We start from the raw sequence: 23,355 nt of genomic DNA on the forward strand, positions 1-23,355 counted from the left end.
TTCTGTCCGTCTTGGTTAGACGGGCAGTCAGGCACTTAACTTGTGGAGTCGCTACTGCTTTCTTTGTGAAGAGGAAATGCATGGTTTTTCTTCTTTAGAAAGAGTTCATGTAGATAAATAGAACTCTTGGAAGGGAAAAGGAGTGAAGAAAATGAAGAAAAAACGTACCTATTCAAAGCGGTCATTACGCGAGGCTACACAAGGCTATTCTTTTATGGCCCCAACGATTTTCGTACTTGCATTATTCATTATCGGCCCGATTATCTATGCATTTTTCTTATCTTTCCATAAGGTACAGCTATTAGGTACGGCAACATATGAATTTGTAGGATTAAGCAATTTTACGAATATATCGGATGATGGCCGGGCAATACGTGCGCTTTGGAATACATTCAAATATGTCATTATAGTAGTTCCAATTCAGACATTGCTTGCACTCATTCTGGCTGCAACGTTAAACGCGGGCTTGAAAGGGCAAAGCATCTTCCGTATCGTCTATTTCCTTCCGACACTGACATCCTCTGCAGTATTAACTTTGATTTTTATGTGGATGTACAATCAGAATGGACTAGTGAATGAAATTTTATCTACGGTCGGACTACCTACCTATAATTGGATAGGGGATCCAAGTGTAGCATTAATAGCAATCATGATTATGAATATTTGGGCTACGGCACCATTCTTTATGGTTATTTATCTTGCTGCCCTCCAGGATATTCCTGAATCTTTATACGAAGCGGCAGAACTTGATGGAGCCAACGCGTTCAAGAAATTCATCTACATTACAGTTCCAAACTTACGGCCGGTGACATCCTTTGTTGTCATTATGGGCCTGATCGGGACTTTCCAGCTCTTTGACCAGTCCTTTATTTTCTCAGGGGGATCAGGTGGACCGGATAACTCTACATTGACAGTTGTATTATTGATTTACCAATATGCATTTAAGAGTCTTGGGACCATGGGTTATGCCGCAGCTATTGCTGTTATGCTATCCCTCGTAATACTAGTAGCGACATTATTGCAACGTAAATTTTCCAAAGAAGAATCTCTATATTAAGGGGGCTGTGTCATGAAAAAGAAGCTTAGCATCGGAAAAGCATTTTTGTATGGGATTCTCGTTCTATATGCGGTTATTACACTTGTTCCCTTTATATGGGCAGTCTCTTCTTCCTTTAAAACGCTAGAGGAGATCGTCAGTGGGACGATCAATTTCATACCGAGAAATTTCACATTTGATAACTATAAACAGATCTTCTTAGAACAGGAGCTGTTCCCTCGTTGGCTGTTGAACAGCTTGATTATTGGGTTGGCGGGTACATCTTTGAACCTGTTATTCAATTCAATGGCAGGATATGCTCTGGCAAGACTCAGCTTTCCTGGACGTAAAACGCTGTTTATCATTATACTTGCGGTATTGATGATTCCTGCCCAAGTAACGATGATTCCTAACTACTTGATTCTTCGTGAATTAGGTTGGTTGAATTCCTATCAAGGGATGATTGTACCTGCAATGATCAATGCAACTTTCATCTTCATGATGAGACAATTCTTCATCAATTTCCCAAAAGAACTGGAAGAAGCGGCGGAAATGGACGGACTGAGCAGATTCGGCACTTTCTTTAAGATAGTGATTCCTTTGGCGAAACCGGCACTTGCTGCCCAAGCGATATTCGTATTCATGGGCTTCTGGAACGACTTTATGCGTCCTTTGATTATTCTGTCGGATCCATCGATGTTCACATTACCACTCGGATTGAACACATTTAAAGGCCAATACATCAGCTACTGGAACTATATCATGGCCGCATCCATGGTCTTCACCCTGCCAGTACTGCTCATCTACGGCTTCTTTAACCGTTACTTCATTAAAGGAATCTCCTTTACTGGTGGAAAATAAAACAATTCGACGTTAGAGCGGAAATTCCTTTGGGGGTCTGACCCCCCAAAGGAATTTTTTTTGATTCTTCAATCTCTGCCGTAACTCACATCTTTATCTGGGTGTGTAAAGGGAATTCCCTGTGGCTTTTTGGATTTTTCTACAAGGTCACGGTTTTCAGATGAATTCCATCCGATATCATTTGTCGGATGCACCCATTGGTCGCCTGCCATGACGGCGGGATCAACGTCTTCGCTCCAATTATTTAATGGCGATTCCTCCGAATTGTATTTGCTATCCCCGATGACAATTCCGTGTTCGTTGACAAATGGTGGCTGCATTTTCATGTTGGAGCCTTTGAAGGAAGTTGAATTAACCTGATGCGGCATTGTCTCCTCCATATAAGGCAATTCGAGTGAGTCATCCTTATCTTTCATACAATTTCACCTCCATAGAATGTATAGTTTTAGCATTTCTTTAAAATAAATAAGTATGTACCAAGAAAAAGGAGGAAGAATCAAGTGGCGGAGAAATTTGAGATTGCAGACCTTTCACAGGACAAGTTAGAACAGATCACGAAGTATGAGCAAAAATTGCGCGAAGAAATTGGGGAGGAAATTGTTTTAATTGCATATGAAGAATGTGAAAAATGACAAAGGGGCAACCTATTAACACGGGGGTGATCGCATTGGCTAAGAGAAAAGTTGCGCATGATGCAGCGCAGAATAATAATAAAACACCAAAGGAAAGCTTGCCGGATACGGAGTTTTCTGCTGAATATCAACAAGAGGATATGATTCGCGGTGCAAACCGCAATTCTAAAAAAGGTCGACAAGGAAAGTAGAGGGGGATTTGCGAATGGATTCAAAAAAGAAAAAGCAAAAGCAGGCACACAAAGAGGAGCATGCGATTTCACGTGACAGCTTGAATGAGGAATTCGGTCCGGAATTCGGGGACCCCAATGCAGCGAAAGCTTTTGAAAATGCCATTGAAGCCAACAATAAGAAGAACAATAAAAACCAAAAGAAAAACTGCTAGCTGAATTCAGCTGGCAGTTTTTCTTGCTTCTGATGCGATAGGAAACATCATCGTTTTGTTTGTGGTTTGGTTGAAATACACCAACACAAAGCATTCTTTTTTAATGATTTGACCTTTTTCTAGGTAAAGACTCAAATCAAAATTGATGGATTCAATCATGGTATGTTTGTATAGCTCTTTTTCGTTTAATTGTAGAGAAGCGAATTCTTCACCCAATAAAACTGGTGTATCCAAAACTTGTTTATAGATGTTGTTTCTGATGTCTTTTTCAAGACGATCCTGCCACCATGGTTTCCGGGGCTTGAACTTCTGGTGTCGTAAGTAATCATATTTCATCATACCTTCAACGACATCTATAGCGGTCTTATTCACTTCTAATAAGAAGGCATAAAGACGCCTGTAGAGATCTTCCAGCTGATGGCCGATTCTGGACCAGCCTTGTTTGTCCCAATAAGAACCGAAATCCTGGAAGAAATCGAATGGCGTATTAAATACATCTGTAACAAGATGCTCGACGGTGGCGTCCATTCTATGGTCGTTCCAATACTTCTCAAGTACATCCTCAACTTGCTTGATACGAATAATATCATCGAAGCTTAGGAGGTTATTGCCCAATATCTCATAGGGAGCGTGATCCATGTAAATGTAATTATGCTCACTGGATCGGATTCTAAGGCCGGTTCCACGAAGCATTTTCAAGAAACCGAGCTGCAGTTCCTCTGGACGGAGTGCGAATACGTCATTGAAGGTTTTTTTGAAAGAGTGGTAATCCTCTTCCGGTAATCCTGCAATCAAATCAAGATGCTGATCAATCTTTCCGCCTTCTTTTACCATGGTTACAGTACGGGAAAGTTTGGAGAAATTCTGTTTCCTCATCACAAGCTCGTTTGTTTCGTCGTTGGTTGATTGTACACCAATTTCAAATCGGAACAAGCCGGCAGGTGCCTCCTGGTTCAAAAACTCAATAACTTCCGGCCGCATGATGTCAGCTGTGATTTCAAATTGGAAGACTGTCCCTGGCAGATGCTCATCAATAAGGAAGCGGAACATTTCCATTGCATAGCTGCGGCTGATGTTGAAGGTGCGGTCCACAAATTTGATGGTCTTGGCTCCATTTTTCATCAGGAAGCGAATATCCTCTTTTACTTTTTCTCGGTCAAAATATCGTACACCCACTTCAATAGAAGAGAGGCAGAATTGACAGCTGAACGGACAGCCCCTGCTCGTTTCAAAGTAAGTAACTCTTTTTCCCAACTCTGACAGGTCTTCTTCAAAGCGGTAAGGGGAAGGAAGCTCCTTCAAGTCCACTTTGTTGCGTTGAGGAGATATTTTCTTTTCGTTTTCTTCCCGATAAGCCAAGCCGCTAATGGAAGAGAAGTTTCGCTCGCCTTCAAGCTCATGTAGAAGTTGCTTGAAAGTAATTTCCCCTTCTCCAAGCACGATGAAGTCAACGTCTGTTAAACGGTCGAGCCATTCGGACACATCGTATGTCACTTCCGGACCACCAAGTACAAGTATCAGATTAGGGTTGATTTTTTTTAACATGCTCATGACTTTTATTGTTTCTTCTATATTCCATATATAACAACTGAATCCAATAACATCAGGTTTTCTTTGAATCAAGTCCGACACGATATTCATGACCGGATCTTTAATGGTAAATTCGACTATATCTACTGTGTATTCTGGCTCCGCATATGCTTTTAAGTAACGGATGGCAAGATTGGTGTGGATATATTTTGCATTTAAAGTTGTCGCAATTATTTTCATGATAAATCCATCAAACTCCTAGTGATAAAAATTCTATAACCAATACAGTTTATCATAATTGATAGGGAGGAGTAATGAATTCTCTGGTTTTTTATGCGCCTTGTAAAACTTTCCTCCATCCTCCATTATCTACAGGAAAGTAGTAAATATTACAATAAGATTTCTGAAATGACTTTTTTATTGCTTTAAATGTAGAAGAAAGGATTTTAGATGGGAAACGTAGAATTTTAACAACTAGCAGAAGTACGTTTTAATCACAAATAATAAATATTGCAGATAGATAATGTAGTTAACTAGACATAAAGACTAATGGAAAATAAACGATAAGTGGGGGAAGATTATGATCCAACACATGGTAAAGGAAGAAACCAAAAAGTTGGAGGCAGAAATAGAAACTCTGACGAAAAAACTTAAAACGCTTGAAAAGGAAAACCGATTTCTGCAGCTTACATTTGAACATGCCAATGATGCCATCATATTATTCAATGAAAACTTGGAATTTTTCCAGGTGAACCCAAAGGCTTGCGAGCTATTTGAATTGTCAAGGGAGGACCTGTTGAAAAGAAAATTGCATGATTTCCTTGATTTGATGTCCAAAGAGGAAGTGGAACTTCAAGAAGCCCAATTGGATGAATTCGGGGAATTGGAAAACGAATTGATTGTTCGTCTGGACAATGGAGCAATAAAATTTGTGGAATATTCGGCAGTGAGAAATCCAGATGAAAGTGGATTGGACATATGCATCATCCGTGATATAACGGCCAGGAAGATGCTGGAGAAAGAGTCGAACAAAAGCAAGCAGATGTATCATGATGTTATTAACAGAGCGGTGGATGGCATTGTTGTGTTTGATAGGGAGGGATATTTTATTGACGTAAACCCTGCCTTCTGTTCAAACTTTGCCATGCCGAAACTTGACCTTCTTCAATCTAAACTCGATGACTTTGTAGAGGAAGATTTTCAATACAAGATGAAGAAAATCTGGGATTTACTTGATAATCATGGAAGAGTGAGAGGGGAGTTACCGGTCATTCTTCAGACTGGCGAGCGTAAGACTTTCGAGGTGACGATTACAGCGAACATTTATGATGACTATTACCTTGCGATTATGAGGGATGTGACGGAAAAGCGAAACATGGAGCTTCAGCTTCAGAAGAGCGAGGAAAGATTCAGAGAGATGTTTCAACATGCCTTAGATGCGATAGTACTAGTTGATAATAACGGAAAAATCATGAGGGCAAACCCGGCAGCCAGCAGAGCATTCGAACTTCCGTTGGATGAGCTGATTCACTCCAAGCTTCACAGCTTTGTTCCAAGACATACGAAAAGAGTGTTTTCCATCGTGAAACAGTTTGGAGCCAAGGGGGAAATAAGGGAAGAGCTGGAGTTCCATATGCCTAATGGACAGAAGAAGCTTCTCGAATTTACAGCCAATAAAGGGATCATTGATGGGTACAATATGATTATTTTCCGGAACGTCAGCGAACGCAGGAAAATGGAAAAGGATTTAAGGGAAAGTGAACAGAAATTCAGGAAGATTTTCGATAACACAATGGATGGAATCATACTATGGGATAGTAGGTGTAATATCATTGATGCCAATCCGAATGCCAGTAAAATCCTGAGTCATTCAAAAGACGAATTAATGGCGAACTATCTACACTACTATATTAAGCATGAGCAACTGCAGGATTTGCTAAAGCAATGGAAAGAATGTCCAAATAACGAAGAACTAAGTGGAGAGGTTATCCTCGAAGATGAAATAGGAATGCAGATTATCGAATACTCGGCAAAGAAAAATGTCATTGAAGGGCTACACATGACCATTTTCCGTAATATCACCGAAAAAAGGGAAATGGAAGATCAACTTAGAAAATCGGATACTCTTACCGTTGTTGGGGAACTGGCTGCAGGTATCGCCCATGAAATAAGAAATCCGATGACGGCATTGAAGGGCTTTATTCAATTGTTGCAAAATAGCATGGAAGAAGACCAGTATGGGATGTACTTCGATGTCATCACCTCTGAATTAAAAAGGATAGAGTCCATTATTACCGAATTTCTTGTTCTGGCCAAACCACAGGCAATCTCCTATCAAAAAAAGAGTGTAACAGTCATTATGAAGGAAACGCTGGACCTATTAAGTGCGCAGGCATCACTGGATAATGTCCAATTCGTCACCACCATTGAAGAAGGATTACCTGATATTCATTGTGAACCAAATCAATTAAAACAGGTGTTTATCAATATACTTAAAAATGCGATAGAAGTGATGCCGAAAGGGGGAACGGTTTCTGTATCGCTCTCAAAAGTAGAAGGGGAACAGGTGCTTATTTCGATTATGGATGAAGGAATCGGGATACCGGAGGACAAGCTAAAGAAACTTGGTGAACCGTTCTATACGACGAAGGATCGTGGTACGGGGCTTGGGCTTATGGTAAGCTATAAAATAGTAGAGGAACACAATGGTACCATTGAAGTGAACAGCGAGCTCGGTAGAGGAACGACCTTCGATATCAGGCTTCCTATTGGCTCTCCGTCTGGCCATTGATATCAAACTACGGTAAAAAGGGGAAGAAAAGATGCTCTATTATAATAGTCTTGACACACCTATCGGTAAAATATATATAATCTGCGACACAAATTATCTTGTAAGAATTGAATTCAATGATGATTTCCTGGTCCTTGATCCGGAAGGAGAACGGTTTGTGTTTGATGCTGCTCATCCATTATGCAAACTTGTAACGAAACAGATGGAAGAGTATTTTCTAGGAAAGCGTTCCACCTTTGATGTCCCTTTTAAAATGAAGGGGACAGATTTTCAGATGGAAGTCTGGCAAGCATTGAGCAACATCCCCTATGGCGAAGTGAAATGTTACCAGGATATAGCTAAAGAGATTAACAGGCCATTGGCGGTTAGAGCTATCGGTCAGGCAAATCGAAGAAATCCATTACCGATTGTCATTCCATGCCACCGTGTCATCGGAAAGAATAAAGACCTTGTCGGGTATGCAGGGGATAAAATCGGAATGAAAGAACAACTTTTGAAACTAGAAGGTATTTTGGCATAGGAAATTGTACGATAGATTATAAATCTATCGCAGTGTGTAGACAAATTTATTTTATTCTATGGAATATGCACTAACCAGGTTGATCGCAGTGGAAGGCGCGCAGACTCCTGCGGGAGGAAGGGACAGGGAAGACCCCGCAAGGCGTAGCCTGAGGAGGCTTCCGGACCGCCCGCGGAAAGCGAAGCGCCTGGAACGGAGATCAACAGCTAGATGCAGTTTTAAATATCTTCAAAGCTTTGTCAACAGCCTGCGATAGATTATAAATCTATCGTATTTTTTTTGCATTCATTCGGTTAAGCAGTATCAACTTTTATTTACCTTCATATAATTTACTAAGACAAAAAAAGTTGCTCAAGGGCAAAACAGGAGATGGTAGTGGTGGGGAAAACAAATAAACTCATTTTTTACACAGAGGTTTTAACGAAGCTGAATATCATCAGTGAACAAGATAAAGATACAATTCTAAAAAAGGGGAAGAAAAAGGGTTGAAAATTCCAGTAGATTAGATTAATATCTAATTAGATAAACATCGAATCTATTTGAATAGGGGGTTGAGAGTTCTGCAACTGGATAAGCTTGTGAATTTCTATAAGGTGATGGGTGATAAAACAAGAATCAAGCTGTTGGTTTTATTAGCTTCGGAGGAGGAACCTCTAAGTGGACAAGAACTTGCAGAAAGATTAGGAGTGAAACCGCCCACCATTTCTCATCACGTTTCAAAACTGAAAGAGATAAGTGCGGTTTATGAAAGAAGAGAAAAAAATACGGTCTATTACTACTTGAATCAGAAGGCTTTGGAGATTCACCATGAAGGTCTGTTTATCGTCTTAAGTAGGAGTGGCAAAGGGGAAAAGACAATGGAAGAACTGAAGGAGAGGGAGCAGATCCTGCAAAACTTTCTTGCGAAGGACGGAACGTTAAAAACCATCCCGGCGCAAAGGAAGAAGAAATTGATTATTTTTGAACACATCGTAAAAGGTTTGGAACTAGGAAAGAAATATAGTGAGAAGGAGATAAATGAGCATATTCAACAGTTTCATGAGGACTTTGCAACGATAAGAAGGGAATTTATCATCAATCATTATATGTATAGGGAAGCGGGTATTTATGAATTGAATCCTAGGGAAATGTGGGCTAAGTAAGAAATACGAGAACAACATCAGAACTATAAGTAGTACTACTATCCATACATATTTAAAGGATCCATTTGCTGAAATGGATCCTTTTGGTGAAAGGTACGAAAGGATAAAAACCGGTTGATTTCCGTTCCAGGCGCTTTGCTTTCCGCGGGCGGTCCGAAAGCCTCCTCACAACGCTTCAGGGGTCTTTCCAGTCCCTTCCTCCCGCAGGAGTCTGCGCGCCTTCCACTCCAATCAACAAGGTAATATCATTCACCGAAGGGTTAAATAAAAACTATCTAAAAGAGGTGAATGGTTTCTAGCTGTGGATTGGAGCAAATGGCGTAGACTCCTACGGGGGAGTAGCGACAATCTTGAGACCCCACAGGCAACGCCGAGGAGGCTCAAGGTCGCCCCGTGGAAAGCGCAGCTATTTGCGGAAAGTAACAGCGGTGATTAAACAAACATCTAATGATATTTTGTTTCAAGAGGACCGGGCGGTATTTGCCCGGTTTTTGTTGTGTTAGTTATCGAATAAGGCTGGGATAGCTTCGGTGTAGTTACCTTGGATAATCCCTTTCTCCGTAATGATGGCGGTAATCAGGTCATTTGGTGTTACATCAAACGCCGGGTTAAAAACGGGAATGCTCTCAGGGGCGATTAGGTGGCCCCCAAGATGGGTGATCTCTTTTGAATCTCTTTCTTCGATTTCAATCTCTTCTCCGCTCTTTCTGGAAAGGTCAAAAGTAGATAATGGTGCAGCAACATAAAAGGGAATCCCAAAGTATTTTGCTAGAATGGCAAGACCATATGTACCGATTTTGTTCGCAGTATCCCCGTTTGCGGTAATACGGTCTGCCCCGACAATTATGGCGGCGATTTCTTTTGTTTTAATTGTATGGGCAGCCATGTTATCAGTAATCAAAGTGACATCCACACCTGATTGTTGCAGCTCCCATGCGGTTAAACGTGCTCCCTGTAGAACCGGTCTAGTTTCACACGCAAAAACACTAAGAGGGAAATCCTGTTCTTTCGCAAGGTGAAAAGGAGCCAATGCGGTGCCATACCTTGCTGTTGCAATAGACCCTGCATTGCAGATTGTCAGGACTTTATCATTTTTCCGAAAAAGGGTAAGAGCGTGCTCTCCGATTTGTCGGCATGTGGCTTCATCCTCAAGCTGGATCTGGATGGCTTCGTGAACGAGAATTGTTTTTGCTTCGTTTACAGATGAAGCTTTCAATGCGACTTGCACCAGCCGGTCAATCGCCCAAAACAAGTTGACCGCAGTTGGGCGGGAGGAAGCAAGATAGTCCTTATCCTTTTTTAACAGGATATTAAAATCAGCCAGATTATCAGTTTCATAGGAGTTTGCGGCTAGCGCAAGTCCGTAAGCGGCAGTAATTCCGATGGCTGGTGCACCTCTTACTTTTAATGTGACAATAGCATCATGCACATCACCGATCGTTTTCAGGTCAAGAAAGACGGTTTCTTGCGGCAATTTCTGTTGATCTAATAATCGAATATACGTATCCTTCCACTCTACAGATAGTGGCAAGTTAAGAGTTATAGTCATAATTCGTTAATTCCCCTTTATAACATTCTCAAATGATGCTTCAATCTCTTTTGTATTCTTGAAGGTTATTGCGTCCAAAATTAATAATCTTCCAAGGTCCAATGCCTTTTGCTTTGTTGAAATGCGCTTTGCATAGGGTTGGATGGTGTCAAGGTCTGCTACATGTGCCAATCCTATGGTCCGTCTAATAACTTCACATCCAGCAAAGCCGATCGCCTCCGCAAAAACTTTTTTTAACACATAATCTAAATAACCTGGGGTTACGGTGAATTGCTCCACGCTCTCGGTTTTCCAAAGGTCGGTGAAAGTGGTAGTGAAAGCCTCCCAGACTTGATGTAGATGTGCGATAATAGCTAAGCGGTTTTCGTCTCCCCTAGTGATGGCCTGTATTAAAACATTGGCAAAAAATTGACCTACATCAAATCCGATGGGACCAAAGTAAGCAAATTCCGGATCAATTACCTTTGTATCAATTTCACTTGCAAAAATGCTTCCAGTATGAAGATCTCCATGTAGAAGTGCTTCCCCGTTTGTCAGAAACTTGTATTTCAGTTTCGCTACTTCCAGCTTTACTGTCTCATCTTTCCAAAGTTCTTCAACTGCACCAAGAAGTTCTGGTTCATAACTGTTCGTCTCACTATCGAAGAAAGGGTCTGTGAAAACAAGATCCTCCGTTATTTTACAAAGTTCAGGATTGGCAAATTGTTGCTGAAGATTCTTTTTTTCCTGCTGGTTCAAACCGAAATCCGAAGAATAGAATAAAGTTTTGGCCAAATACTCCCCAATGTGCTTGGAAAGCAAGGGGTAATCCTTGCCATTGATAAAGCCATTTCTTACAATTTCAAGATGCGAAAGATCTTCCATGATCGTGATCGCCAATGCTTCGTTTGTGTAATATACTTTCGGAACAAGATTTGGGACAAGTATCGCAGCATTCTTCAGATAGTTTCCTTCTATTGTGGCACGTTGAAGGGTAAGCGGCCAGCTCTCACCGACCACTTTGGCATATGGAAGTGCCTGTTTGATAATGATACCTGTGTTATTTTCATCTCTGATATGGAACACGAGATTCAAGTTTCCATCGCCGATTTCCCGGCAATGAAGTAGCGCGCCTTCTCTAAAGAATTCCAAGTCCTTTGCCAGTGATACGGCTGTAGTTTCTGTTAATGGTTCATATTTTGCGGTCGCAGTTATTGTCATTTTAAATACCCCCGAGTCTTAAAGTATTGTTTATATAATGAGTGAGGGGCCATTTTTCATAAATAAAAGCCCCTTTCCATAAGAAAGAGGCTTGAAGGATTGACTTCTCCCCTCTTATCTGCCAGAAATTTCTTCTGCTGGAATTAGCACCGTGCCTTATGAACGTTTACGTTCGGCGTCACAATGTATGTAACGCCCTGTCTCACAACAGTATTACGGTCGGTTGCTGGGTATCATCGGGCCAAATCCCTCCACCTGCTCTTGATAAGAGATCGCAAAAAATTCGCGAATGTATTAAATTGTGTGAAAATTATTGCTTGTTGAAAATAATAACAAGTCGGTAAGGAATATGTCAACAGATTTTTTAAAATAGCAATTTGACAATTTCGAAGAATTAGATGGAATTGTATGAATTGTTTGCTTAATATCTTGTAAAAATGGAGGAAACCTGTTATTATTAAACTATTATTTTTGTTCGAGAATATGGAAAGTCAGAAACAAGTTTTCGTCTTGAAGTGTTTAAAAGAGCAAGAATAGTAATATTTACGTGGGTAAACCACAAGGAGGAACAAACATGTTACAAGGTAAAGTAAAATGGTTCAATGCAGAAAAAGGTTTTGGATTCATCGAAGTTGAAGGTCAAGACGACGTATTCGTACACTTCTCCGCAATCCAAGGCGATGGTTTCAAATCTTTAGAAGAAGGTCAAGAAGTTTCTTTCGAAATCGTTGAAGGCGCTCGTGGACCTCAAGCTGCTAACGTTACAAAATAATGCTAATGCTAGCCAAATAGAAAAGGACTCCATCTCGGGGTCCTTTTTGTTTTGGGCTGTATATGTTTTTTTTAGTAATGGGGGAAAAACACTCGTTTGTGGGGGGAATATCTAGTTCTCTGGTTGGAATTCTGTCTAAAATGGGGGGAATACGCTGTTTATTGGGGGGATTATTGAGATGATGGAGGGATTGCTGTGATATATGGGGGAATTGCTCCCGCTTAACGGTTGAAAAAAGTAACTATACTAAAGAGAAAAACAATCTGAGTGGGGGGATGAAAAAGAAAGAGGGATGTAGTATGGATGTGAAGTTGAAATATGCGCTTAAGAGTTTGAAATGTAGAGGACAAGAGGGAACTATAAGTCTGTGTTGACAAAAGATTGGTCAAGGCCGCTTTCCATGTATGTGCTATGGATCCATTTCGGTTAGTTATTCAAAAAAAGTAGCTTGGAACTGGACGTGAAGAATCCTCAGTCAGCTCCAAGCATTAATTGCTTTTTCGTTATGCGGCCATTAACTTATAGCTAACCGAATCAATAATACTGCGGTCTTCTATCTTCGAAAATTGGAATTCTTTTTCTAACTTCGTCCACTTTAGACAAGTCAACTTGAGCTGTGATGATTTCTTCTCCTTCACCAGCTTCAGCCAATATTTCGCCCCATGGGTCAATAATCATGGAATGTCCTGCGAAGGCATTTTTAGGGTCTGCACCAGATCGGTTACATGCAATTACATAGCACTGGTTTTCGATAGCGCGTGCGATAAGTAGGGTGCGCCAATGGTCTACCCTCGCCAAAGGCCACTCAGCAACAACGAAAATCGCTTTAGCATCTTTAGTGGTGTGGGCACGTATCCATTCAGGAAAGCGGATATCATAGCAGATGAAGCCTGCGCAGGTTTCCCCGTCAAGTTCGAACATGCCATCCGTCTTGCCTGGCTGCAGGAAGTGGTGCTCATCCATTAACCGGAATAGGTGCAGCTTGCTATATTCCCCTGCAACTTCCCCGTCTTTATTTACAGTGAGCATCGTATTATAGATTCCTTTATTTGTCTTCTTGGCAATAGAGCCACCAACAATGTGGGCATCCAGATCTTTTGCTGCGGACTTCAGGAGTTTTGTGGTGACGAAACCGCCGGAATCCGCTATTTTATCAAGTCGGCTCAGATCGTAACCTGTAGACCAGAGTTCAGGTAGAACAATAATGTCGGGATTGTCGGCTCCAGCCTTCTTCAATAATTCACACACTTTTTCTATATTTGCTTCGGGGTCACCGAAGGCTATATCAAATTGAATACAAGCTATTTTCCAGTTCATAAGACCATCCCTCCGTAGAAAAAATACTTTACAAGTTGATTCTAACAATATATTATTTGTGACTAGGATTTCAAGAATTTTAAAAGTAGGTGAACAAGTTGAAACATTTCCAACAATCTGAACTTTTAAATAGATTGCCGAAACAGTTTTTTGCCTCTTTGGTTGAAAAAGTGGGAAGCGTTATGGCACAAGGGCATGATGTCATCAATCTTGGCCAAGGAAACCCTGACCAACCTACGCCAGAACATATCGTAAAATCGTTGCAGGAAGCAGCGGATAAACCGAATCATCATAAATATTCACCATTTCAGGGACACCAATTTTTCAAAGAAGCCATCGCGACATTTTATAAAAGGGAATATGACGTCGACATAGATCCGGATACGGAAGTTGCCATTCTCTTTGGTGGTAAAGCAGGACTTGTGGAAGTTCCCCAGTGCTTACTGAATGAAGGCGATACGGTGCTTGTCCCAGATCCTGGCTATCCGGATTATTGGTCCGGTGTGGCATTGGCAAAAGCTAAAATGGAATACATGCCATTAAAAGAATTATATCATTTTTTACCAAACTATGAAGACATCAATCCGGAAGTTTTAGCAAAAGCAAAGCTTATGTTCCTCAATTATCCTAATAATCCGACAGGGGCAGTTGCGACTTCTGCGTTTTTCAAAAAAACCGTGGATCTTGCAAACAAGCACGATATTTGTGTTGTACACGACTTCGCGTATGGTGCTATCGGGTTTGATGGAAAAAAACCGAAGAGCTTTCTTCAGACGACTGGGGCGAAAGATGTCGGCATAGAAATATACACATTGTCGAAAACTTTTAATATGGCCGGTTGGCGAGTAGGATTTGCTGTTGGGAATGCAAGTGTCATAAGAGCCATCAACCTTCTGCAGGATCATATGTATGTCAGTATTTTTGGTGCGATTCAAGAAGCTGCTGTAACGGCATTGCTTGATACGCAACAATGCGTAGAGGACTTGGTGGATTTGTATGAAGAACGACGTAATGTCCTGATTCATGGAGTGCAGGAGATCGGCTGGGAGGTAACGGCTCCGAAAGGATCTTTTTTTGCATGGCTAAAGGTCCCGGAAGGTTTCACTTCAGAGCAATTTGCGGACAAGCTGCTCTATGAAGCCCATGTTGTGGTGGCACCGGGAAAAGGGTTCGGTGCTTATGGTGATGGATATGTACGTGTCGGTTTGTTGACAACTACCGAAAGATTGAAAGAAGCAGTTCAACGGATCAGAGAATTAAAGATTTTCTGAATAGTCTGTTGACAACCTTTCAAAATGATGGCATAATCTCAACTAGAATTTATGAATTGAAAAATTGGCTCAATGACCGAGCAAAAATAATATATTATCCAATCTTATCAAGAGCAGGTGGAGGGACTAGCCCGATGAAACCCGGCAACCGACTTATTCCAATAAGCACGGTGCTAAATCTTGCAGCACGAGGCTGATAGATAAGAGGATGTTAGGTGTACTAACCTCTTCTTATCGAAGGGGTTTTTTATGTTTTCAACTTACTTAAAATACCAATTTAATCATAGGGACTCTAGCTGTTGATTGTAGCACAGGGCGGAGACTCCTTCGGGAGGTAGCGCTTAGTGGAGACCCCGCAGGCTTGCCGAGGAGGCTCCACAAGTGCCCCGAGGAAAGCGAAGCCCGGTGCGGAAATCAACAGCGGTGTTTAACAGAGCCTATGTTTTAAAAGAGAAAGGGTGTACATAATGTCAGAAATTCTAGCAACCTATCTGGTTCATGACCATAAAGATGACCTTGTGAAAAAAGCGGAAGGAATCGCACTTGGGCTTACAATCGGATCGTGGACAGACCTTCCACAGCTTGAACAAGAGCAATTAAGAAAGCATAAAGGCAGAGTTGTAAGCGTGAAAGAACTTTCTTCAAGTGACAGGGTGAACGCTTATTTGGGAAAAACGGTTACTCGTGGAATCGTAAAAATTGCTTATCCAGGCGTGAATTTCAGTAATGACCTTCCTGCCATTTTGACAACTGTATTTGGCAAATTGTCACTAGATGGAGAGATAAAATTGATTGACCTAGAGTTCGGGAATGACTTGAAGCGTACTTATTCTGGGCCGAAGTTCGGAATAGAAGGACTACGTTCCGTTACAGGGGTTCATCATAGACCTTTTATCATGAGTATATTTAAAGGTGTCATCGGCAGGGACCTCGGCTATCTTAGCAATCAGTTGAAGGAGCAGGCGCTAGGAGGAGTGGATTTCATCAAGGATGACGAGATACTTTTTGAAAACGAACTTACCCCGTTCGAACAGCGGATAACCGAAGGCAGAAGGATACTGGAGGAAGTGAAAGAGGAGACAGGTCATCGTGCAAGATATGCAGTCAACCTGACAGGTCGTACATTTGATCTTAAAGATAAAGCGAAAAGGGCCTCAGAACTCGGTGCCGATTTTCTGTTATTCAATGTTTTTGCATATGGCCTCGATACACTACAAAGTCTTGCGGAAGACAAGGAAGTGTCCATTCCGATGATGGCGCATCCGGCAGTTAGTGGGGCGGTAACACCATCTGAATTTTACGGTATTTCCAATGAACTACTGTTGGGAAAATTACTACGATATGCAGGAGCTGACTTTTCCTTGTTCCCTTCCCCTTACGGAAGTGTTGCATTGCCAAAAGAACAGGCTCTGGGAATACGTGATGCACTAACAGAAGAGGACGTTCAGATAAAAGCGACCTTGCCTGTGCCTTCAGCAGGAATCCATCCAGGATTGGTTCCGCTGCTCTATCAGGACTTTGGAAACGATGCAGTCATCAATGCAGGAGGAGGGGTCCACGGTCATGAACTTGGAGCTGCAGCCGGGGGGAAAGCCTTCCGACAAGCGGTGGAAGCGGTATTGGGAGGCCATACACTTGCTGGCTACTCGGAAACGCATTTTGAGCTGCAAGTTGCCCTCAAGCAGTGGGGAAGTGTGGAGGTTACCAAATGACAGTGAAAAAGCAAATGATTTTTTGCGACTTTGATGGAACCATCACCAATAGTGATAATATCATTGCCATCATGAAAAAATACGCCCCAAAAGAATGGGACGATATTAAGGATAAAGTGCTATCCCAGGAGATTTCCATCAAGGAAGGAGTGGGGAAAATGTTTGCTCTACTTCCTTCCGACCAGAAAGAGGATATCAGCAATTATATTATTAATCATGCTGAAATCAGGGAAGGTTTCAAAGAGTTTGTCGCTTTCACCAAGGAAGAGGGAATCCCGCTCTATATTGTCTCCGGAGGCATAGACTTCTTTGTTGAACCACTTTTGGAAGAGTTGGTGGAAGAAGAGAACATCTATTGCAACGGCTCCGACTTTACAGGGGAAAAAATAAACATCCTTTGGCCTCATTCATGTGATTCTGGATGTGAGAACGATTGTGGCTGCTGCAAGCCATCGATTATTCGAAAGCTTGCAGAACCAAACACCTATAAAATTGTTATTGGAGATTCCATCACGGATCTTGAAGCGGCAAAACTTGCAGATCAGGTGATAGCCAGGGATTTCCTGATCGAAAAGTGCGAGGAGTACTCCATTCCTTTCTTACCATTTGAAACATTCTTTGATGTAATGGAAATTTTGAAAAAAAGGGAGGTGACGGCATGAGTCAATTGGTGAAGAAGTGGACAGAGCTTTCTGATGTGAAAGAAGAGTTGGCTGAACGTGACTGGTTTTTTGGTACAAGTGGAAATCTTTCCATAAAAGTGTCAGATGAGCCGTTGCAATTCCTCGTTTCCGCAAGTGGTAAGGATAAGAGAAAGATAACCTCAGAGGATTTTCTGCTTGTGGATGAACAAGGAAAAGCCGTGGGAAATACAGAATTGAGGCCTTCAGCAGAAACATTGCTGCATCTTATGGTGTACCGGCAGACGGCTGCAGGTTGTTCCCTGCATGTCCACACTATAGACAATAATGTAATATCCGAATTATACGGTGACTATGGTGAAATTACATTTAAAGGACAGGAAATCATCAAAGCCTTCGGTATCTGGGAGGAGGATGCTGAAGTGAAAATCCCGATTATAAGGAATCATGCCGAGATACCAGCATTGTCGGAAGAATTCTCCCAGTATGTGAAGGCTGATGCAGGGGCCGTTCTTATAAGGAATCATGGAATAACCGTTTGGGGAAGAACAGCCTTTGAAGCAAAGAAATATCTGGAGGCATGGGAATTCCTATTTTCCTATCACCTGAAGCTCCTCAGCGTAAAAAACTTGGTGCAACCCAAAATATCCATATAACTACATCAACATCATCCAATGAGATAAAAATTTTAAAGGAGGAAACAATCATGGCAGAAATCAGATTGCATGAAACCAATGAAAGAATCAGCGGAAAGGAACAAGTGGAAAGCTTCTTAAATGAAAATGAAGTAATCTATGAAAACTGGGATATTGCCCAGCTTCCAGAACATCTACAGGAAAACTTCTCATTATCCGATGAGAACAAGGAAGAAATCTTAACGGTTTTTAAGAATGAGATTGCTGCGATTTCATTAAAAAGAGGATACAAAGCACAAGATGTCATTTCTTTATCTGAAACAACACCGAACCTGGAGCAGCTTCTGCAGAACTTCAACAAAGAGCATCACCACACCGATGATGAAGTGCGTTTTATTGTAAGCGGCCATGGGATCTTCGTTATTCAAGGGAAGGATGGTTCATTCTTCGATGTAGAGCTTGAGCCAGGTGATTTGATTTCTGTACCCCCGAATGTTCGACACTATTTCACTCTAATGGATGACCGCAAAGTGGTGGCGGTTCGAATCTTCGTCACAACAGAGGGCTGGGTACCAATTTATGAGAAAGAGGAAGTAAAGCACTGATTTGGAAAAGGTGATCCTTGCGCATTGAGGGTCATCTTTTTTTGAAGTAAGTATATATTTCTGTTGATTCCCGTTCCAGGCGCTTCGCTTTCCTGCGGGCGGTCCGTAAGCCTCCTCACTCCGTTGGAGAGCACTGAAAAACTGAAAACGAATTGTTTTTAATGGTTTCTAGCTGTGGATTGGAGTAAATAGCGTAGACTCCTGCAGGGGAGTAGGACAATCTTGAGACCCCGCAGGGCACAGCCCGAGGAGGCTCAAGGTCGCCCCGCGGAAAGCGAAGCTATTTGCGGAAATCAACAGCGGTGTTTACCAAAGAACTAAAATTCAGTACTTTTTCAGTGGCCCCCTCCGTTGCGGGGTCTTACCTGTCCCTTCCTCCCGCGGGAGTCTGCGCGCCTTCCACTACAATCAACTAGGCGGTTTTTCCTGGTTTTTCTTAGTTTTACTGATGCAGTATTAAAGGAAAGCTGCAGGAGTCAAACGAACTCCATATAACTTTTGCCCAGACGCAATTAATCATGACTACTTTATCCTCTAAGAGGGAATATAATGGTAGAAAATAAAGAAGAACATCTTTAGGAGGAAACACAATGGAGCATGTTGTTATTATAGGTGGAATAGCAGGAGGAATGAGTGCGGCTTCCAAATTGAGAAGATTGGATGAGACGGTGAAAATTACCGTATTTGAAAAAGATTCACATGTATCATATGGTGCATGCGGTTTGCCGTATTACATATCGGGGGTGACGAAATCCCATGAAGATCTTTTGGCAAGGACCGTGGAAGAATTTGAAGAACGTGACATCCAGGTTCATATCCATCATGAAGTAATCAATGTTGATGCCGACAATAAAAAAGTGGAAGTAAAAAACCTCAAGACAGGAGAGAAAACAGGTGTCAGCTATGATAAACTTTTGATTGCAACGGGATCCAAGCCGATTGTGCCACCTTTCATACCAGAGGAGGCTACCAATGTCCACACATTAAAAACACTGAATGATGGCATCCGAATGCGGGATTATTTTTTGGACACAGAGGTGAAAAAGGTAGGAATCATCGGTGGTGGATATATTGGAATGGAACTGGTAGAAACGATGATGGAGTTGGGGAAAGAGGTTGTGGTCATTGAGCTTCAAGATCAGATTTTGCCAAATTATGATGAAGATATGGCCAATATCATTGCGGATTCTTTGCAAGGACGTGTTTCGATCCGGACCGGTGAAGAAGTGAAAGAACTTAGAATGTCCGGGCAAAAAGTGACACATATTGAGACAAATGAAGATTCTTATAAAGTGGATGCGGTAATAGTTAATATTGGGAATAAACCTAACACGGAGTTTGTTAAGGATCTGGACTTGGATATGCTTGATAATGGTGCCATCATTGTTGATTCGCATCAGCAAACGAGCCTTCCATCCATCTTTGCAGCCGGTGATTGTGCCACAAGCAATCACCTTCTTCTAAACAAACCTGTCAATATCGCATTAGGAACAACAGCAAACAAGCACGGAAGAGTGGTTGCTGATAACCTTGCTGGAATTCCAACCAGTTTTTCAGGGATACTCGGAACGAATGTTGTCAAGATAATGGAATGGACTGCAGCTATGACGGGTCTGACCGAAAAAGAAGCAAAAAAAGAAGAAATGGACTATGATAGTGTGAGCATTGAAACAAATAATCATGCTTCCTACTATCCTGACGCAGAAACCATCCATATCAAACTAGTTTATGAAAAAGTATCAAAAAAGCTGCTTGGTGCACAACTTATTGGAAAGGATACTTCCATTGCAAAACGACTGGACGTTTACGCAACGGCAATTACGTGTGGATTGACTACCACACAAATCGGAATGCTTGACCTTTGCTATGCACCACCGTATGCAACGGTTTGGGATGCGGTACAGGTCGCAGCGAACGCAGCAAAATAGGGAGCGATCAAGAAGTTATAATATTATGAATTTTCTTTACCTTAAAACCTAAATATGCTAATGTTATAGTAGTTTTATGACATACATATTGATGAAGGAGTGACACAAATGAAGGTCCGATACAATTTTGTGCCAAAGCATGAGGTTCAATACTGTGAACCGACTTATACGATTAAACAAGCCTATGAAAAAATCAAGAATACAGGTTACCGATGCATTCCGATTCTTTCGAATGACGGCCATACCTTCTTTGGCCTTGTCTATAAAGTCCATCTTCTTGATTATCTTTACGAAGAAAAGGGGAGTGGAGAAGATTCAATTGAAGTGCTCTTGAAAAATCAAGATGCATTCATCTTTGAGGATGATTCCTTCTTTAAAGCGTTTTTCACCATTAAACGTCTCCCGTTTATTGCTGTTTTAAATGAGGAAAAGGAATTTCTCGGAATTCTTACACATGCAAATGTCATGGATGTTCTTGCCGATTCATTCGGAATGAAAACTGGTGGATATACCCTCACGATTGCAACTATTGAACATAAGGGAGCAATTAAAGACCTCGTTTCGATGATGAAGGACGTCAACATAGATGGTATGCTGACACTTGATAATGGGGAGAAATACTTGCGTCGTATCATTGTGAACCTTCCTGCAGAATTGCCGCAGGAAAAGCTGGACAAATTGGTTAAGAAGCTCGGAGAAAAGGAATTCCGTGTTACACATGTCGATCAAATTGATGTGCAAAAATAATAAAGCGAGCAGTCCAAATCACGGGACTGCTCGTTTTTTAATATATCAGTATTTCTTTATCAATTAATATGTTCGATAATGTGACAATCTCCGCTTTATCCTTTAACTTTGGTATATACTGTTTCAGAACACTTGCGGTTTTCTCACCGACCACCCCGACATGTCCAATGGCAATGATGGAATCATCCACTTCTGTCTTTTTGATTAACTGGGTGGTCTGTTTTACAATGTGGTTCGTAGTAAATACTTCATCAAAGAATAACTCGTTCTCCAAAAAAGGTACTCCCATTTCCGTAGCCAACTCGGCAACAACACTCTTTTTAGTCGTTTTACTATCCAAATAATATAGATTGCGTTCTTTACATATGCCAAGGATCACTTTCATAATACGTTTATCGGCGGTTATCTTTGATCCCATGTGGTTATTGATTCCTACTGCATAAGGGACAGAATCAATGGCTTCATTTACTCTTTTATAGATTTCTTTGTCTGAGAGGTTGGATGTGATGGCTCCAGGACCAAGCCAGCTTCTTTTCCCTTTTAGAGGCTCCATTGGCAGATGAAGTATCACTTCATGACCTAAACGATGTGCCATTTCAGCATCTTTTTTGGTTGATGATAAAAAAGGCATGACAGCAACTGTCAACGATACAGGCAATTGAAGAATCTCCTCTGTTCCCTTCATATTGTTGCCGAAGTCGTCGATGACAATGGCCACTTTGTTTGAATGGTGCTCTGCGGATGCCGTTAGAAAAGAGGCATTAAACGCAACAGCAAAGCTCATGATTCCAACTACCAAACATTTCATAACCCACCTGCTTCTCTCATTCTATAGTACATAGCTATCGACAAATTTTGCGACTTACTTTTGCTAAGTTTTGTATTCAATCTTACTCTCTCTAGGTTGTTTGTACTATTTTTATCCTAACTGTCGAAAAAAATTCAATGAAAAAAATGTCTAACTTTGCGATTCTATTTACAATTATAGAAATCATTGTAATAATTTCAATTGTGGAATTTAGAGAGAGAAGAGGCGAATGACATTGTCATATGAAGGGTATGTAGATCAACTGTTACTACTAATTAAGGAAAAAAGGGATAATATGATGACAGTTGCAAACAAGACTGGTTATATCAGTGAACAGACTGTGAAATGTAGCCAGGATCTCGACAAGTTGATTTACCAATACCAAGAAATAATTTACGAGAAAAAACAATCTGAATACTAATATTTGGCGGAAAAAAAAGCCACTCAACAAGAACGGCTAGAAAATTTGTATTAAAAAGATCATGAACAGAAGACCGATTATAAATGAGTATGTTGAAGACGTTTCATGTCCGTCACCATGACTTTCTGGAATCAGTTCCTTATAAATGATATATAACATTGCACCAGCAGCAAAAGCTAGTCCATATGGAACAAGCGAGGCAACCACCGAAGTCAAATAGTAGCCGAGTATTGCCATTGGTACTTCAACTGCCCCAGTTAAAGTTGCTACGATAAAAGCCTTCATCCTTGTTATTTTTTGATTGATTAAAAATAATGCCACGAGAAATCCTTCCGGAGCATTTTGCAATCCTATCGCAAATGCTATCAAGTTTCCTGTCTCTTCTGCGTCAGAAGCGTAACTAACCCCAACTGAAAGGCCTTCAGGGATATTGTGCAGGGTAATTGCCGCAACAATGAGCATCGCTTTTTGATCAAAAGCTATCCCTTTTATACTATGTTCCAAATCAATATGAGGAATGGACTTTTCCAGAAGTGTCAATGTAAAGACACCTAAAAGCAACCCGATTCCTAACGGTAGGAACCCTCCATATGAAAGAGCTTCAGGTATTAAACTTAAAGTGGCGGCAGCCATCATAATTCCAGCCGTAAATGCAAGTAACGTATCTTTCCACCGATGGGTCAACGTATTTTTCAAAAATAAGATAGGTAAGGCACCAACACCGGTGGACATGGCCGCCAGTACACTTCCTAACAAAGCTTCTTTCATATCTATTTCCTCTCTTATCTAAGTGTATTTGCGATATAGATATTGTACCAATAATTCTGTGAGATACAACTACCTAGCTAATAA

24 protein-coding genes and 2 riboswitches are annotated in these 23,355 nt (G+C 41.2%); of the genes, 17 read left to right on the forward strand and 7 right to left on the reverse strand.

From position 1 onward, the window contains the following. The first annotated feature begins 151 nt into the window (after positions 1-151). A complete protein-coding gene (locus tag AB685_RS10015) occupies positions 152-1,057 on the forward strand; it encodes a sugar ABC transporter permease (protein WP_047970473.1) in 906 nt (301 codons plus the stop codon). Positions 1,058-1,069: 12 nt separating this feature from the next. Beyond that, a complete protein-coding gene (locus AB685_RS10020) occupies positions 1,070-1,897 on the forward strand; it encodes a carbohydrate ABC transporter permease (RefSeq protein ID WP_047970474.1) in 828 nt (275 codons plus the stop codon). Positions 1,898-1,965: 68 nt separating this feature from the next. Here AB685_RS10020 and AB685_RS10025 read toward each other — a convergent pair whose 3' ends face one another. After that, positions 1,966-2,313, reverse strand: a complete 348-nt coding sequence (locus AB685_RS10025) for a DUF3905 domain-containing protein (RefSeq protein ID WP_047970475.1) — start codon at positions 2,311-2,313, stop codon at positions 1,966-1,968. Between the two features lie 84 nt (positions 2,314-2,397). Between AB685_RS10025 and AB685_RS32365 the strand changes: the two genes are divergently transcribed. From AB685_RS32365 to AB685_RS10035, 3 genes are read left to right on the forward strand one after another with little or no spacing between them, the layout of a single operon-like run. Continuing rightward, positions 2,398-2,529 (forward strand): hypothetical protein, encoded by a 132-nt coding sequence (locus AB685_RS32365; protein ID WP_277814280.1) that lies wholly within the window; start codon positions 2,398-2,400, stop codon positions 2,527-2,529. Positions 2,530-2,564: 35 nt separating this feature from the next. Beyond that, positions 2,565-2,720, forward strand: a complete 156-nt coding sequence (locus AB685_RS10030; protein WP_241773274.1) for a hypothetical protein — start codon at positions 2,565-2,567, stop codon at positions 2,718-2,720. Between the two features lie 14 nt (positions 2,721-2,734). Continuing rightward, the gene (locus AB685_RS10035) at positions 2,735-2,914 is read left to right on the forward strand and encodes a hypothetical protein (protein ID WP_047970477.1); all 180 of its coding nucleotides are present in this window, start codon (positions 2,735-2,737) and stop codon (positions 2,912-2,914) included. A 6-nt stretch (positions 2,915-2,920) separates the two neighbouring features. Here AB685_RS10035 and AB685_RS10040 read toward each other — a convergent pair whose 3' ends face one another. Further along, a complete protein-coding gene (locus tag AB685_RS10040; RefSeq protein WP_047970478.1) occupies positions 2,921-4,684 on the reverse strand; it encodes a B12-binding domain-containing radical SAM protein in 1,764 nt (587 codons plus the stop codon). A gap of 340 nt (positions 4,685-5,024) precedes the next feature. Here AB685_RS10040 and AB685_RS10045 point away from each other — a divergent pair, with 340 nt between their 5' ends. From AB685_RS10045 to AB685_RS10055, 3 genes are all read left to right on the forward strand, one after another. After that, positions 5,025-7,235, forward strand: a complete 2,211-nt coding sequence (locus tag AB685_RS10045; RefSeq protein ID WP_047970479.1) for a PAS domain-containing sensor histidine kinase — start codon at positions 5,025-5,027, stop codon at positions 7,233-7,235. 31 nt (positions 7,236-7,266) lie between these two features. After that, on the forward strand, positions 7,267-7,755 hold the full coding sequence (locus tag AB685_RS10050; protein WP_047970480.1) for a methylated-DNA--[protein]-cysteine S-methyltransferase: 489 nt from the start codon (positions 7,267-7,269) through the stop codon (positions 7,753-7,755). 560 nt (positions 7,756-8,315) lie between these two features. Further along, positions 8,316-8,897 carry a metalloregulator ArsR/SmtB family transcription factor gene (locus AB685_RS10055; protein WP_047970933.1) on the forward strand — a complete coding sequence of 194 codons (582 nt, stop codon included), beginning with the start codon at positions 8,316-8,318 and terminating at the stop codon, positions 8,895-8,897. Positions 8,898-9,396: 499 nt separating this feature from the next. On the opposite strand, the gene mtnA is transcribed toward AB685_RS10055, so the two are convergent. Next, complete coding sequence (mtnA, locus tag AB685_RS10060) at positions 9,397-10,446, reverse strand: S-methyl-5-thioribose-1-phosphate isomerase (protein WP_047970481.1); 1,050 nt, start codon at positions 10,444-10,446, stop codon at positions 9,397-9,399. 6 nt (positions 10,447-10,452) lie between these two features. Further along, positions 10,453-11,646 carry an S-methyl-5-thioribose kinase gene (mtnK, locus tag AB685_RS10065; RefSeq protein ID WP_047970482.1) on the reverse strand — a complete coding sequence of 398 codons (1,194 nt, stop codon included), beginning with the start codon at positions 11,644-11,646 and terminating at the stop codon, positions 10,453-10,455. A gap of 111 nt (positions 11,647-11,757) precedes the next feature. Further along, positions 11,758-11,917, reverse strand: a riboswitch (SAM riboswitch). Between the two features lie 303 nt (positions 11,918-12,220). On the opposite strand from mtnK, the gene cspD reads away from it, so the two are divergent. After that, complete coding sequence (gene cspD / locus AB685_RS10070) at positions 12,221-12,418, forward strand: cold-shock protein CspD (RefSeq protein ID WP_047970483.1); 198 nt, start codon at positions 12,221-12,223, stop codon at positions 12,416-12,418. 534 nt (positions 12,419-12,952) lie between these two features. Here the strand turns inward: cspD and AB685_RS10075 are convergent. Continuing rightward, positions 12,953-13,735, reverse strand: coding sequence for a carbon-nitrogen family hydrolase (locus AB685_RS10075; protein WP_047970484.1), 783 nt, complete (start codon positions 13,733-13,735; stop codon positions 12,953-12,955). A 98-nt stretch (positions 13,736-13,833) separates the two neighbouring features. On the opposite strand from AB685_RS10075, the gene AB685_RS10080 reads away from it, so the two are divergent. From AB685_RS10080 to cbpA, 7 genes are all read left to right on the forward strand, one after another. Further along, positions 13,834-15,006 (forward strand): pyridoxal phosphate-dependent aminotransferase, encoded by a 1,173-nt coding sequence (locus tag AB685_RS10080; RefSeq protein WP_047970485.1) that lies wholly within the window; start codon positions 13,834-13,836, stop codon positions 15,004-15,006. Positions 15,007-15,107: 101 nt separating this feature from the next. Then, a riboswitch (SAM riboswitch) is annotated at positions 15,108-15,213 on the forward strand. Between the two features lie 260 nt (positions 15,214-15,473). Then, positions 15,474-16,718: a 2,3-diketo-5-methylthiopentyl-1-phosphate enolase gene (gene mtnW / locus AB685_RS10085; RefSeq protein ID WP_047970486.1), complete on the forward strand. Its 1,245-nt coding sequence runs from the start codon at positions 15,474-15,476 to the stop codon at positions 16,716-16,718. Continuing rightward, positions 16,715-17,380 (forward strand): 2-hydroxy-3-keto-5-methylthiopentenyl-1-phosphate phosphatase, encoded by a 666-nt coding sequence (locus AB685_RS10090; RefSeq protein ID WP_047970487.1) that lies wholly within the window; start codon positions 16,715-16,717, stop codon positions 17,378-17,380. The genes mtnW and AB685_RS10090 overlap by 4 nt, the downstream gene beginning before the upstream one ends. Beyond that, positions 17,377-18,015: a methylthioribulose 1-phosphate dehydratase gene (locus AB685_RS10095; protein WP_047970488.1), complete on the forward strand. Its 639-nt coding sequence runs from the start codon at positions 17,377-17,379 to the stop codon at positions 18,013-18,015. The genes AB685_RS10090 and AB685_RS10095 overlap by 4 nt, the downstream gene beginning before the upstream one ends. Positions 18,016-18,065: 50 nt before the next feature. Then, the gene (locus AB685_RS10100) at positions 18,066-18,599 is read left to right on the forward strand and encodes a cupin domain-containing protein (protein WP_047970489.1); all 534 of its coding nucleotides are present in this window, start codon (positions 18,066-18,068) and stop codon (positions 18,597-18,599) included. A 590-nt stretch (positions 18,600-19,189) separates the two neighbouring features. Beyond that, complete coding sequence (locus tag AB685_RS10105) at positions 19,190-20,527, forward strand: CoA-disulfide reductase (RefSeq protein ID WP_047970490.1); 1,338 nt, start codon at positions 19,190-19,192, stop codon at positions 20,525-20,527. Positions 20,528-20,635: 108 nt separating this feature from the next. Beyond that, a complete protein-coding gene (gene cbpA, locus AB685_RS10110; RefSeq protein ID WP_047970491.1) occupies positions 20,636-21,274 on the forward strand; it encodes a cyclic di-AMP binding protein CbpA in 639 nt (212 codons plus the stop codon). 37 nt (positions 21,275-21,311) lie between these two features. On the opposite strand, the gene AB685_RS10115 is transcribed toward cbpA, so the two are convergent. Further along, positions 21,312-22,082, reverse strand: coding sequence for a divergent polysaccharide deacetylase family protein (locus AB685_RS10115; protein ID WP_047970492.1), 771 nt, complete (start codon positions 22,080-22,082; stop codon positions 21,312-21,314). A 229-nt stretch (positions 22,083-22,311) separates the two neighbouring features. On the opposite strand from AB685_RS10115, the gene AB685_RS10120 reads away from it, so the two are divergent. After that, positions 22,312-22,503 (forward strand): aspartyl-phosphate phosphatase Spo0E family protein, encoded by a 192-nt coding sequence (locus AB685_RS10120; RefSeq protein WP_047970493.1) that lies wholly within the window; start codon positions 22,312-22,314, stop codon positions 22,501-22,503. A 36-nt stretch (positions 22,504-22,539) separates the two neighbouring features. Here AB685_RS10120 and AB685_RS10125 read toward each other — a convergent pair whose 3' ends face one another. Next, positions 22,540-23,271, reverse strand: a complete 732-nt coding sequence (locus tag AB685_RS10125; RefSeq protein WP_047970494.1) for a ZIP family metal transporter — start codon at positions 23,269-23,271, stop codon at positions 22,540-22,542. Positions 23,272-23,355: the final 84 nt, after the last annotated feature.

The organism is Bacillus sp. LL01 (genome assembly GCF_001037965.1).

Excerpts from the sequence above, each read along its gene's own strand:
- AB685_RS10015 (WP_047970473.1), top strand. The coding sequence starts at position 152 with ATGAAGAAAAAACGTACCTATTCAAAGCGGTCATTACGCGAGGCTACA.
- AB685_RS10020 (WP_047970474.1), top strand. The coding sequence starts at position 1,070 with ATGAAAAAGAAGCTTAGCATCGGAAAAGCATTTTTGTATGGGATTCTC.
- AB685_RS10025 (WP_047970475.1), bottom strand. The coding sequence starts at position 2,313 with ATGAAAGATAAGGATGACTCACTCGAATTGCCTTATATGGAGGAGACA.
- AB685_RS10035 (WP_047970477.1), top strand. The coding sequence starts at position 2,735 with ATGGATTCAAAAAAGAAAAAGCAAAAGCAGGCACACAAAGAGGAGCAT.
- AB685_RS10040 (WP_047970478.1), bottom strand. The coding sequence starts at position 4,684 with ATGAAAATAATTGCGACAACTTTAAATGCAAAATATATCCACACCAAT.
- AB685_RS10045 (WP_047970479.1), top strand. The coding sequence starts at position 5,025 with ATGATCCAACACATGGTAAAGGAAGAAACCAAAAAGTTGGAGGCAGAA.
- AB685_RS10050 (WP_047970480.1), top strand. The coding sequence starts at position 7,267 with ATGCTCTATTATAATAGTCTTGACACACCTATCGGTAAAATATATATA.
- mtnA (WP_047970481.1), bottom strand. The coding sequence starts at position 10,446 with ATGACTATAACTCTTAACTTGCCACTATCTGTAGAGTGGAAGGATACG.
- mtnK (WP_047970482.1), bottom strand. The coding sequence starts at position 11,646 with ATGACAATAACTGCGACCGCAAAATATGAACCATTAACAGAAACTACA.
- cspD (WP_047970483.1), top strand. The coding sequence starts at position 12,221 with ATGTTACAAGGTAAAGTAAAATGGTTCAATGCAGAAAAAGGTTTTGGA.
- AB685_RS10075 (WP_047970484.1), bottom strand. The coding sequence starts at position 13,735 with ATGAACTGGAAAATAGCTTGTATTCAATTTGATATAGCCTTCGGTGAC.
- mtnW (WP_047970486.1), top strand. The coding sequence starts at position 15,474 with ATGTCAGAAATTCTAGCAACCTATCTGGTTCATGACCATAAAGATGAC.
- AB685_RS10090 (WP_047970487.1), top strand. The coding sequence starts at position 16,715 with ATGACAGTGAAAAAGCAAATGATTTTTTGCGACTTTGATGGAACCATC.
- AB685_RS10095 (WP_047970488.1), top strand. The coding sequence starts at position 17,377 with ATGAGTCAATTGGTGAAGAAGTGGACAGAGCTTTCTGATGTGAAAGAA.
- AB685_RS10100 (WP_047970489.1), top strand. The coding sequence starts at position 18,066 with ATGGCAGAAATCAGATTGCATGAAACCAATGAAAGAATCAGCGGAAAG.
- AB685_RS10105 (WP_047970490.1), top strand. The coding sequence starts at position 19,190 with ATGGAGCATGTTGTTATTATAGGTGGAATAGCAGGAGGAATGAGTGCG.
- cbpA (WP_047970491.1), top strand. The coding sequence starts at position 20,636 with ATGAAGGTCCGATACAATTTTGTGCCAAAGCATGAGGTTCAATACTGT.
- AB685_RS10115 (WP_047970492.1), bottom strand. The coding sequence starts at position 22,082 with ATGAAATGTTTGGTAGTTGGAATCATGAGCTTTGCTGTTGCGTTTAAT.
- AB685_RS10120 (WP_047970493.1), top strand. The coding sequence starts at position 22,312 with ATGACATTGTCATATGAAGGGTATGTAGATCAACTGTTACTACTAATT.
- AB685_RS10125 (WP_047970494.1), bottom strand. The coding sequence starts at position 23,271 with ATGAAAGAAGCTTTGTTAGGAAGTGTACTGGCGGCCATGTCCACCGGT.